6 protein-coding genes and 1 tRNA gene are annotated in these 11,936 nt (G+C 62.3%); 6 read left to right on the forward strand and 1 reads right to left on the reverse strand.

Features of this window, described 5'->3' with window-relative positions:
* Window positions 1-1,490 (reverse strand): YifB family Mg chelatase-like AAA ATPase (locus AC3VI7_RS10320; protein ID WP_489671500.1); only part of this gene is annotated, 1,490 nt, incomplete at its 3' end.
* A 278-nt stretch (window positions 1,491-1,768) separates the two neighbouring features.
* Between AC3VI7_RS10320 and AC3VI7_RS10325 the strand changes: the two genes are divergently transcribed.
* From AC3VI7_RS10325 to AC3VI7_RS10350, 6 genes are all read left to right on the forward strand, one after another.
* Window positions 1,769-2,545 (forward strand): TorF family putative porin, encoded by a 777-nt coding sequence (locus AC3VI7_RS10325; RefSeq protein ID WP_489669124.1) that lies wholly within the window; start codon window positions 1,769-1,771, stop codon window positions 2,543-2,545.
* A 35-nt stretch (window positions 2,546-2,580) separates the two neighbouring features.
* Complete coding sequence (locus tag AC3VI7_RS10330; protein WP_489669123.1) at window positions 2,581-2,919, forward strand: P-II family nitrogen regulator; 339 nt, start codon at window positions 2,581-2,583, stop codon at window positions 2,917-2,919.
* 25 nt (window positions 2,920-2,944) lie between these two features.
* Entirely contained in the window at window positions 2,945-4,438 is a 1,494-nt protein-coding gene (locus AC3VI7_RS10335) for an ammonium transporter (RefSeq protein ID WP_489669155.1), read from the forward strand.
* Window positions 4,439-4,562: 124 nt separating this feature from the next.
* Window positions 4,563-5,858, forward strand: coding sequence for a glutamate--cysteine ligase (gene gshA / locus AC3VI7_RS10340; RefSeq protein ID WP_489669122.1), 1,296 nt, complete (start codon window positions 4,563-4,565; stop codon window positions 5,856-5,858).
* Window positions 5,859-5,915: 57 nt separating this feature from the next.
* Window positions 5,916-5,992, forward strand: a tRNA-Met gene (locus AC3VI7_RS10345).
* 246 nt (window positions 5,993-6,238) lie between these two features.
* A partial coding sequence (locus tag AC3VI7_RS10350) for a DUF7933 domain-containing protein (RefSeq protein ID WP_489669121.1) occupies window positions 6,239-11,936 on the forward strand: 5,698 nt, incomplete at its 3' end.

Here is an 11,936-nt window from a genome sequence, read left to right on the forward strand (position 1 = left end):
AGCTGGATGGCTTCGGCCACGTGGGCGGCTTGGAGGGTGGGGCTGCCTTGCAAGTCGGCGATGGTGCGCGCCACCCGCAAGACCCGGTGCAGGCTGCGGTTCGACCAGCCGAGTCGGTTGCCGGCTTGGGAGAGCAGATGGCGCGCTGCGGTTTCGGTTTGAGCATGTTCATCCAGCGCGGCACCGCTCAGATGGGCGTTGAGTTGCTGCTGGCGCTGGTGTTGATGCTGGCGTGCGCTGGCGACCCGTTCGGCAATGCGGGCGCTGGCTTCACCGTCGGGCGCGGCTTGCAATTCTTCGGGGCTGATGGCGTGGACTTCGACGCGCAGATCAATGCGGTCCAGCAACGGGCCGGAGATACGGGACTGGTAGCGATGCACTTGTTCGGGCGTACAGCGACAGCGTTGGCGCGGCGAGCCCAAATGGCCGCACGGGCAGGGGTTCATGGCCGCGATCAATTGGCATTGGGCTGGGAACTCGGCTTGCCGCGCCGCGCGCGAGATGGTGATGCGGCCACTTTCCAAGGGCTCGCGCAAGGCTTCAAGGGCGCTGCGCGGGAATTCGGGCAATTCGTCCAGAAACAAGATGCCGTGGTGCGCCAGGGACACCTCACCGGGCCGGGGCGGGTTGCCGCCGCCGACCAAAGCCACGGCGGAGGCGCTGTGATGCGGGCTGCGGGTGATGCGCCGACCCCAGTCTTGCGGTGTGAAACGCCCACCCGCACTCAGTAGCGCCGCCGAGGCCAAGGCTTCTTCTTCGCCCAAGCTGGGCAAGAGGCCGCCCAAGCGTTGCGCCAGCATCGACTTGCCCGTGCCGGGGGGGCCGACGAGCAAGACGCTGTGGCCGCCGGCCGCCGCGATTTCGAGGGCTCGTTTGGCGGTGGCCTGACCCCGGACCTCGCGCAGATCGGGTGCGTGAGCCGAAGGGGCTGCTGTTTGCGGCAACACGGTGGGCAGTGCTTGGGCTTGGCCCTCGGGTTGCAGGGCGCGCACCACGTCGAGCAAGTGGTCGGCGGCGCGCAGCGGTAGGCCCGGCACCCACGCGGCTTCTTCGGCGCTGGCGCGCGGCAAGATGAGCGTGCGCTGCTGATTGGACTGGCGCATGGCTGCCGCCATCGCCAAAGCCCCACGGATGGGGCGCAGATCGCCCGCCAGCGAAAGCTCACCGGCAAATTCAAGCTCAGCCAGTCGGCTTGTCTCGATCTGACCGCTGGCGGCCAAGATCCCTAAGGCGATGGGCAGATCGAAACGGCCGCCGTCCTTGGGCAAATCGGCCGGAGCCAGATTGACGGTGATGCGTTTGTTGTGCGGAAAAATGAGGCCGCTGGTCAGCAGCGCCGAGCGCACGCGCTCACGCGACTCTTTGACCGCCGTTTCGACCAGTCCGACCAGCGTGAAGCTGGGTAGGCCGTTGGCGAGATGGACCTCGACGGTGACTTCGGGGGCATGGAGCCCTTCAAGGGCGCGGCTGTGGAGGACGGCGAGCGACATGATGGTGCAGCCAGAGGCTGGTTGGAGGGGAGTGCCACCCAGTCTGTGCCGTATCTCACGCCTTGCCTGTCCCCCTAAAGACGGTAATGCACTTTTATGGTGCGTTTTTTCTGGGCCAAAGCGGTGCATGTCTACCCAAAGCGGGAGCGTTTGGGCCATAAATGGGCATGGATGCTTCAGGGTGGGTGGGAGAGAGAGAAAGTCAAAGCTGGCACGGAAGATGCAAAGAAGGTGTCGATGTTTGTGGCGTTTTTATCCACTGTTTTTTGGAGCTTGGTATGAAAAAGATCGTTTCCTTCGCTGCACTGAGTGCCGTTGCTGCTGCCGTTTTGGCCCCGATGACCGCGATGGCCGATGACGGCCTGTCGTTCAATGCGGGCGTGGTTTCTGACTACCGTTATCGCGGTATCTCGCAGACCCTGCTGCAACCGGCCGTGCAAGGCGGGCTCGATTACGCCAAGGGTGCTTTCTATGTCGGCGCTTGGGCTTCGACCATCAGCTGGATCAAGGACAACGGCGTCGATGGCAATGTGGAGCTCGACCTCTACGCCGGTTACAAGCGTGATGTGGGTCCGGTGAGCTTGGACTTTGGCCTGTTGCAGTACGCCTATGTGGGCAACAAGCTGGCCGATGTCGGTACCGGCTTGACGTACAAGAACGCCAACACCACTGAAATCTACGGTGCCGCCACCTTCGGCCCAGCCACCGCCAAGTTGTCGTACGCCTTGACTGACTTGTTCGGTAACTACGACTTCGCCAACAGCAAGAGCTCGGCCGGCAGCTATTACTTCGATCTGAGCGCCACGTTTGATGTGGCTGGTTTCTCGGTGGTGCCGCATTACGGTTACCAAAACGTGGCCAACATCACCAACGCCAGCTACTCCGACTACTCGGTCACGGTTTCCAAAGAAGCCTTGGCCAAGGGTTTGACCTTCAGCTTGGCGCTGATTGGTACCGATGCCAACAAGACCTTCTACGTGCCGGGCGCAGCTGCGAACAGCACCAAGCTCTTGGGTGATTCGGGTGCCGTGCTTGGCGCCAAGTACAGCTTCTAAACCGAATTCCATCGGATTCAATCGGAGAACCAACCATGAAAATGGTGACTGCCATCATCAAACCCTTCAAGCTCGACGAGGTGCGTGAAGCCCTCAGCAGCATTGGGGTGCAAGGCGTGACCGTGACCGAGGTCAAGGGCTTCGGCCGTCAGAAAGGCCACACCGAGCTGTATCGCGGTGCCGAGTACGTGGTCGATTTTCTGCCCAAGGTGAAGATCGAAGCTGCCGTGGATGACGCCATCGTGGACCGCGTGGTTGAAGCCATTGAGGGCTCGGCCCGCACCGGCAAGATCGGCGACGGCAAGATCTTCATCACTCCCCTGGAGCAAGTGCTACGTATCCGTACCGGCGAAACCGGTCGGGACGCGCTCTGATCCCCACCCTCTAGAGACGACCATGTTGAAGAAATTCATCGCTTCTCTCGCTTTGGGCTTGGCTGTGTTCGGCGTTGCCGATCTTGCCTTTGCCCAAGCTGCCTCCGAGCCAGCGGCCAGTGCCTTGGCTGCGGTGGCCCAAGTCGCTGATGTGGCGGCTTCGGTGGCGGCTGTTGCTGCTCCCGTACCCAACAAAGGTGATACCTCTTGGATGCTGGTGTCCACCCTGCTGGTCATCATGATGACGGTGCCGGGTCTGGCGCTGTTCTACGGCGGCTTGGTGCGCGCCAAGAACATGCTGTCGGTGCTCATGCAAGTCATGGTCACCTTCTCAATGATCGTGGTGCTGTGGTTCCTGTACGGCTACAGCTTGGCGTTCACCGAAGGCAATGCCTACATCGGCGGCTTTGATCGGCTGTTCATGAAGGGCATCTGGGACAACGCGGCAGGCACCTTTGCCACCGTAGCCACCTTCAGCAAGGGCGTGGTCATTCATGAAATCGTCTTTGCCGCTTTCCAAGCCACGTTTGCGGGCATCACGTGCTCCCTGATCGTCGGGGCCTTTGCTGAGCGCATCAAGTTCAGCGCGATGCTGCTGTTCATGGCGATCTGGTTCACCTTCAGCTACGCCCCGATCGCACACATGGTCTGGTTCTGGATGGGTCCGGATGCCTATGCCTCGAAGGAAGTCGCTGATGCGATGACCGCCAAGGCGGGACTGATCTGGCAATGGGGTGCGCTCGACTTCGCTGGCGGCACCGTGGTTCACATCAACGCCGCTGTGGCGGGTTTGGTGGGTGCCTATGTGATCGGCAAGCGCGTGGGCTACGGTAAGGAATCGTTTGCGCCGCATTCGCTGACCTTGACCATGGTCGGGGCTGCGCTGTTGTGGGTGGGCTGGTTCGGCTTCAACGCCGGCTCAGCGCTCGAAGCGAACGGTTTTGCCGCGCTGGCCTTTATCAACACCTTGGTGGCGACAGCTGCTGCGGTGTTGTCGTGGTCGGCGGCTGAAGCGATGCTCAAGGGCAAGGCTTCGATGTTGGGTGCCGCTTCGGGTGCGGTGGCTGGCTTGGTGGCGGTGACGCCAGCAGCGGGCAATGTCGGCATCGGTGGCGCGCTGATCATCGGCCTGATCGCTGGTGTGGCTTGTATGTGGGGTGTGAACGGCTTGAAGAAGATGTTGGGCGCGGATGACTCGCTCGATGTCTTCGGTGTTCACGGCGTGGGCGGCATCTTGGGTGCTTTGCTGACGGGCGTGTTCAACTCGCCCAACCTCGGCGGCCCAAGCGCAGTGGCTGACTGGGTTTCGGTGTCGATGGTGACGGCCGATGCCTACTCCATCGCCTCGCAAGTCTGGATCCAAGCCAAGGCTGTGTTCGTGACGGTGGTTTGGTCGGGGGTGGTGGCTTTCATCGCCTACAAGATCGTCGATCTGACCATCGGTCTGCGCGTCACGGAAGAAGAGGAACGCGAAGGTCTGGACATCAGCTCGCACGGCGAGACGGCTTATCACAAGTAATCCGGTTCTTGTCGGTCTCGGAAAGCCGCCTTCGGGCGGCTTTTCTTTTGATGGGGCCAGAGTGCTTGGAGCGCGCCTGCCTAGAATGGCCTTCCTTAGCCTATTTCGTGGTTGGCACATCTCTATGGTTCCGCATCTGGTCACCGCCCTGCATGGGCCCATCAACGAGTTAGAAACCCGCATCCTGGAGTCGATGCCGGCGATTGAGCGCTGGTTCCGGCTCGAATGGATGGAACACACGCCGCCGTTCTATACCTCGGTCGATCTGCGCAACGCGGGCTTCAAGCTGGCCCCAGTGGATACCAACTTGTTCCCGGGTGGCTGGAACAATCTGACGCCCGAGATGCTGCCTTTGGCGGTGCAGGCGGCGATGGCGGCCATCGAGAAGATCTGCCCCGAAGCCAAGAACCTGCTGCTGATCCCTGAGAAGCACACACGCAACATGTTCTATCTGATGAACGTGGCGCGCCTAAAGCAAATCTTTACCCAGGCTGGGTTGAATGTTCGGTTGGGTACCTTGGACCCCGAGGTCAAGCAGCCGACGAGCTTTGATCTGCCTGACGGCACGTCGCTCACGGTCGAGCCGCTGCTGCGGCCCTCGCGGCGCTTGGGTCTGAAAGACTTTGACCCTTGCACGATCTTGCTCAACAACGATCTCTCGGGCGGGATTCCGCGCATCCTTGAAAACCTGAACGAGCAGTATCTGCTGCCGCCGCTGCACGCCGGCTGGGCCGTGCGGCGTAAGACCAACCACTTTCAGTCTTACGAAGAGGTCGCCAAGAAGTTTGCCAAGTTGCTCGGCATGGACCCTTGGTTGATCAACCCGATGTTCAACCGTTGCGGTGAGGTGAGTTTCAGCGAGAGCGGCGGTTTGGAATGCATCCAGAGCAACGTGGATGCCTTGCTGGGCAAGATTCGGCGCAAGTACAAGGAATACGGCATCAACGAAAAGCCGTTTGTGATCGTCAAAGCCGACAACGGCACCTACGGCATGGGCATCATGACGGTGCGGGATGCCAAGGAGCTTTCTGAGGTCAACCGCCGTACCCGCAACAAGATGAGCGTCGTCAAGGACGGTCAGGTGGTTTCTGAGGTCATCATCCAAGAAGGCGTGCCGACTTATGAGCGCCTCAACGATGCCGTGGCTGAGCCGGTGGTTTACATGATGGATCGCTACGTGGTGGGTGGTTTCTACCGTGTGCATGCGGATCGCGGCGTGGATGAGAACCTCAATGCGCCAGGCGCGCAATTCGTGCCCTTGGCCTTTGCCCAAAGTCATCAGCTGCCCAAGCTGGGCGAAAAGCCCGGCGTCAGTGCCCCGAATCGCTTCTATATGTATGGCGTGATCGCCCGCCTAGCGATGCTGGCTGCCAGCTATGAAATGGAGGCGACCAACCCCAACGCCGAGGTTTATGAGTGATTTGATAGAAAAAGCTTGATGCTTAGATCTATTCGATATAGAATTGAATTCTTCAGTCGCGGAGTGGAGCAGTCTGGTAGCTCGTTGGGCTCATAACCCAAAGGTCGCAGGTTCAAATCCTGCCTCCGCAACCAAATTCAGGTGCATACCAGTGCATCAAACAAAAAAGCCCACGTTTTGTGGGCTTTTTTGTTGTCTAAAATTTTTTATGCCTACCCCGCATTCGCGGGGCACCCACGCTGCGTGAGTGCGATTAAGCGGAACAGAAGATACAAATCACAGAAAATCTGTTTTCATTTGTGTCTTATTCGCGTCGTGTTTTACCTACACGGGGCATCACAGGTCCTTTTGCAGGACGTGTTGTTTCGAGTGCCGTCCCCATGCAGCAAGGTCTTTTCTTCCGCCGGATCCGTTTGGCACGTGTCGTATCGGTGTGGATGCTTGCCTTGGCGTGGCTGTTTTTGCCCACGTTGGCCCACGCGACGGTTTCGGTCTCCAAGCAATTTTTGCCGCTGTTTGCGGGTACGGTGTCAGCCGGTTTGCCGGTGACCACAGCCAGTCAGGGCGATGTCTTGACCTTGGGCATCGACATCCAGAACAACAACTTGTTGCTGACGGGCGGTGTGCTGACCGATCCCTTGCCTTTGGGCATGGTGTTGGCCCCGCTGCCCAATCCGCGCGCCACAGCCGGTTGTGTGCCTGCCGGGATCACCTTTGTCGCGCTGCCGGGCGCAAGCACCTTTTCTCTTTCTGGCGCACAAGTGCCACCGCAGGTGGGCAATGTGCCGGGGGCTTGTTCGATCTATGTCGATGTGATGGTGCCGCTCACGCTGGCCACGGCTCCCAACACACTCACCACGCTCAACAACACCATTCCTGTCACGACAGGCTTCACGGCCCGGGATACCGCCACCAACGCACCCATCAGTAACTTGATGCCGGCGCAGCGTTCGATCACCGTGACCAGCTTGGCGGCGTTGCAAGTGGCCAAGACTTTTGCCCCCGCCACGGTGGTGATGGGTGAGAGCACCAACATCACGCTCACCCTGACCAATCCGAACGCCGTGCCGGTGGGGGTGACCGCGCTGGGCGAGAACCTCCCCGCAGGCTTGAGCGCGCAGAACCTGACGCCGCTGTTCCAAGGCGCGTGCAGCACCGCCACGGCAGTGGCCAGTGGCACCACTGGCAACGTCACCTTGACGTTCACCAATCTGACCCTGCCCGCCAATGGCACGTGTACCTTGATTTGGCCCGCGCAAGTGGGCATGTTTCCGGGGCTGGCCAGCACCACGCTGACCAACACCATTGCGGCCAATTCGATGGTGAACAGCCGGGGTTTGTCGCAAGCGGCCGCGACGCGCAACCTCACGGTGCAAGCACCGCTCAATCCGACCAAGACCCTCACCCCAGCCACCGCTGCGACCAATCAGCCGGTGGTGATGACGATCAACCTGCAAAACCGCAGCGCGACGCAAACGCTGAGCGCCGTCAGCTTCGGCGATGTCTTGCCCATCGCCCCCGGCGCGATGACCTTGAGTCCCGGGGCCATCACGGCGACCGGCTGCGGCGCGCCGACGCTCACGCCAGCGGTTGCGCTTGGGGGCGAGACGAGTTTGCAGCTCAGCGGGGCCACGGTGGCACCGGGAGCGACGTGCGTGATCACGGCCTCGGTGCAAGTCAATACCGCTGGGGCCTACACCAACACCGTCAACGCGGTGAGCTACACCAGCAGCAACCCGTTGGTGGGCGCGCAGAGCACCGGGGCTTTTTCGGCACCGCTTACGGCTTATTCGCAGATGTTGATTTCGGCCAAGGCGGCGCGTGATCCTCGCGTGGGCACCAACGCGGCGGCGGGCAATGTGGCCCCCGGCAATCTGCTGCGCTATCAAGTCACGCTGAACAACTACTCCTCGGCCCAGCAAGCGCTGGTGTCGTTTGTCGATCCCTTGCCGGTGGCTCTGGCTGGGGCGGCGCAGTTGACGTTTGTGCCCGCGCCTGCACCGATCTTTGGGGCGAGTTGTGGTGCGCCGACGATCAGCCCCAATACCTTGGCCAACCCGGCGCGGGTGCAGTTCGACAACATCGCCATCGCGGGTGGCACCACGGCCGCTCCCACCGCCTGCACCATCGACTTTTGGGTTCAGGTGCCGATGAACTGGCCGGTGGCCACGGCGATCAACAACGGCAGCACGATGGATTTGCAGCAAAACGCTTTGAGCGTTTTGCAAGGCGCTCGGCCTACGGCCAACTCGGCCATGCGGGCAGGCATCACCACCGCCCAGACCATCGCGCCTGCCACGATTTTGCAAGGTGACCTGAGTCTGCTCACGATCACCTTGACCAACAACAACTACGTTGACGTGCTCAACGCGAGCTTGTTGAATACCCCCTTGTTTGCCGCCACAGCGGCGGCTGAGGTGCGTCTGGCCGATTTACCCGGGGCCAGCACCACCTGCGGGGGCACGCCGGTTTTCACGGCCTTGGCGGGGACGACGAGTTTGACTGCTAGCGGCTTGACGATTCCAGCGCGCGGCAGTTGCACGGTCACGGTGCGGGTGCGCGGGGTGGTGCCGGGCACCTACCTCAACACCTTGCCTGGCGCCAACGTGAGCGGCAGTGTCACCATCAACGGGGTGACCACCACGATCAGCCCGGTGGCGGCATCCACCTCGTCGCTGACGGTGACCTCCGTGCTGAGTGCCACCAAGTCCTTCATGCCCACAGCGGTGTCGGCCACGGGTGGGGTGTCACGGGTGACGGTGCAGATCAACAACGTCGGCACGGCACCGCTGACCAACGTGCAGGTGACTGACCCGCTGCCTGCCGGTCTTGCCGTGGCCAACCCGGCCAACGCCTCGACCACTTGCAATGGCTTGACGATCCTCAACGCCGTGCCCGGTGGTGTCGTGGCGCAACTGCAAGGGGCCACGGTGGCCGCTGGCATCCCGTGCTTGTTCCAGTTTGACGCAGTGACCACGGGCACTGCTGGCATGACAGCGTCGGTCAACACGGTCCCGGCTGTGACTGGGGTGGTGGCGGACGGGGGCATCTACAACATCACGGCGGCCACAGCCACGCTGACCAAGGTGACTGCGCCGGGCGTGAGCGTCACCAAGTCCTTCAATCCTGCCACCTTGATGGCGGTGGGCCAGACATCTCGCTTGCAGATCACGATCAACAACGCCGGTGCGGGCGCGATTGCCCTGAGCAATCTGGGCTTGATCGACAACTTGCCCCTGGGCGTGGTGCTGGCCGCCACGCCAGCGGTTTCGACCACCTGCTCGGGGGGCTCGGTGCAAGCCTCGCCCGGGGGCAGTGTGGTGGCGCTCAGTGGCGGCAGCTTGCCGGCCGGGGCGAGCTGTGTGTTCGAGGCCAACATCACGCTCACGTCCATCGGCACCCACAACAACACCTTGCCGATCGGCATCGTGACCAACAACGAGAACATCACCAACACGGCGGCGTTCACGGCCAATTTGCAAACCCAGTCGCCCATCGGGGTGCAGAAGAGTTTTGCGCCGACTTCGGTGGGGGTGAACACGCCGTCTCGGCTGACGATCCAGCTCATCAGCGCGCGCGATGTCACGGTCAACAGCTTGACGGTGACTGATACGCTGCCCTTGGGCGTGGTGCCTGCGGTGCCTTCGGCCGCCTCGACCACCTGTCCGGGCGGTGGGGTGAGCGTCACCGGCTCGGTGCTCACGGGCTATCAGGTCAGCATGAGTGGCGCCAGCTTGGCCGGGGTCCCGCCAGGGACGCCGGGCACGGTCTGTGAAGTCAGCTTGAATGTGCAGTCGCCCACGGCCGGGGTGTTCGTCAACACCATCCCGACCAACGGGGCCAGCGCCATCGATTCGGTGTCGGGTTTGCTCATGGCCAACTTGGTGCCGACCACCGCGACCTTGGAAGTGCGTGATACCACCGTGCTGGCCCAAGCTTTTGCGGCACCCAGCGTCAAGCTGGGTGCGCCCAACCGGCTGACGATCACCATCAGCAACCCGAACAGCATCCCGCTGACGGCCGTGGCCCTGACGGATGTGCTGCCCTCACAAGTTTCGGTGGCTTTGGTGCCCAACGCGGCCACCACCTGTGTCGGTGGTTTGGTCAGTGCCAGCGCCGGGTCCAGCTCGATTCGCTTGAGCGGGGCCACGATTCCCGCTGCCGTCGGCTTGGTATCGGGTAGCTGCACGGTGTCGGTTGATGTCTTGAGTAACGTGCCTGGCACCTACACCAACACCTTGCCAGCTGGCGCGGTGCAGTCCAACGAAGGCGTGAGCAACTTGCAGCCGGTCAGCGCCAGTTTCAGCACCTTCAACCTGCCGACTTTGGGCAAAGAGTTCTTGCCGGTGCAGATCGCCGCCAACGGTGTGGCCAAGCTGCGCATCGTGCTCGGCAACAGCAACCCGACCGCTTTGACGCTCAGCGCCAACATGGATGACAGCCTGCCGACGTCCCCAGCGGCGCTGGCTTTGGGCGCGCCAGCGCTCGACACCACGACGCCGGATGTCTTGCCACGTTGTGTCGGTGCCGTGACCTTGGCCGCTCCGAATCGGGTGCGCGTGCCTTTGAACACCAGCATCCCTGCGGGCGGCTGCGTGGTGATCGCCAACGTGACCAGCGCAGCAGCGGGGAGCTACAACAACCTCATTCCAGCCGGAACGCTCCAGACCAACGCTGGCAACAACCCCTTGCCCGCCAACGCGACCTTGCAGATCAGCGCGCGCAATTCGATCTCCGGCAAAGTTTTCCGTGACGACAACAACGACGGTGTGCCGGCCCTGACCGAGCCGGGCATCGCCGCTCAGACCATCGAGTTGCTGGATGGTTTGACGCTGGCCCCGCTGGCCTCGACCGTGACCGACTCGCTCGGCAATTACACCTTCTTGGATCTGGCCGACGGCACGTATGCTGTGCGCCAGCCGGTGCAGCCGGTGTTGGGCGGTGTGCTGACCCTCTCGGGCCGCACCACGCCGGGTACCTTGGGTGCCCTTGTTATCGGCACGGTTGGCACCGCCACGCCGGTCAGCGTGACGCCCTCGGTGATCAGCGCCATCGCTTTGGTCGGCGGCCAGAACGCTGCGGGTTTTTATTTCGGCGAGATCCTGCCCGCCAGTTTGGCCGGGGCGGTGTTTGCTGATCGCAACAACGACGGCGTGTTGCAAGCCAGCGATACACCGCTGGCCGGGGTGTCGATCCAGCTCACCGGCACCGACGATCTGGGCAATCTGATCAACCAAACCGTGCCTACGGCGGCCGACGGCAGTTATCGCTTCACCACCTTGCGCCCCGGCACCTACGCGCTGACGGAGCTGAGCCAGCCCTTGCTGAACGGTGTGAGTACCGTGAGCGGCAAGACCGTGCCCGGTACCGGCGTGACGACGCCGGGTTTGGCCACGCCTGTGAGCTTGACACCTTCGGCCGTGACCGGCATCAGCGTCCAAGGCAATCAAGCGGGCACCAGCTTCAATTTTGCCGAGCTGCCCGCCGAGCGCAGTCTGGCCGGGCGGCTCTACACCGATCTGGCCGGTGACGGGGTGTTCAACGCGGGCGATGTGGGCTTGGCGGGTTTGACGGTCACGCTCAGCGGCACCGATCTGAACGGTCTGGCTTTGACACGTACCGCCCTGAGCGATGCGCTGGGGCGATACAGTTTTGCCCCTCTGCCTGAGGGCAGCTATGCCTTGAGCTACGTCGCCAGCGGCCCTGCTGCTGCCACCAGCATGGCCGCGCAGGCCTTGGTGGGCACAGCCGGTGGTGTGGGCGGGGGTATCGCTTCAGCCGGTGCGGCCTTGCAAACCAGCGCCATCAGCCTGACCGGCATGGTCACAGCCGGCAGCAATTACGACTTCACCCGCGCCCCAGCTTCCAGCTTGTCGGGTCGGGTCTACCAAGACGCGAACAACAACGGCGTCTTCGATCCGGCCCCAGCGGGCGGCGATGTCGGTCTGCCCGGCGTGACGGTGACGTTGACGGGTACGAACGATCTGGGCGTGTTGGTGAATCAGCCGACGACGACAGCGGCGGATGGTTCGTACAGCTTTACCGGCTTGCGCCCCGGCACCTACACGGTGACCGAGA

Source organism: Leptothrix toolikensis (SeqCode) (genome assembly GCF_057922285.1).

What these genes read in the sequence shown, in the direction of transcription:
- AC3VI7_RS10325 (WP_489669124.1), top strand. Translation starts at nt 1,769, where the DNA reads ATGAAAAAGATCGTTTCCTTCGCTGCACTGAGTGCCGTTGCTGCTGCC.
- AC3VI7_RS10330 (WP_489669123.1), top strand. Translation starts at nt 2,581, where the DNA reads ATGAAAATGGTGACTGCCATCATCAAACCCTTCAAGCTCGACGAGGTG.
- gshA (WP_489669122.1), top strand. Translation starts at nt 4,563, where the DNA reads ATGGTTCCGCATCTGGTCACCGCCCTGCATGGGCCCATCAACGAGTTA.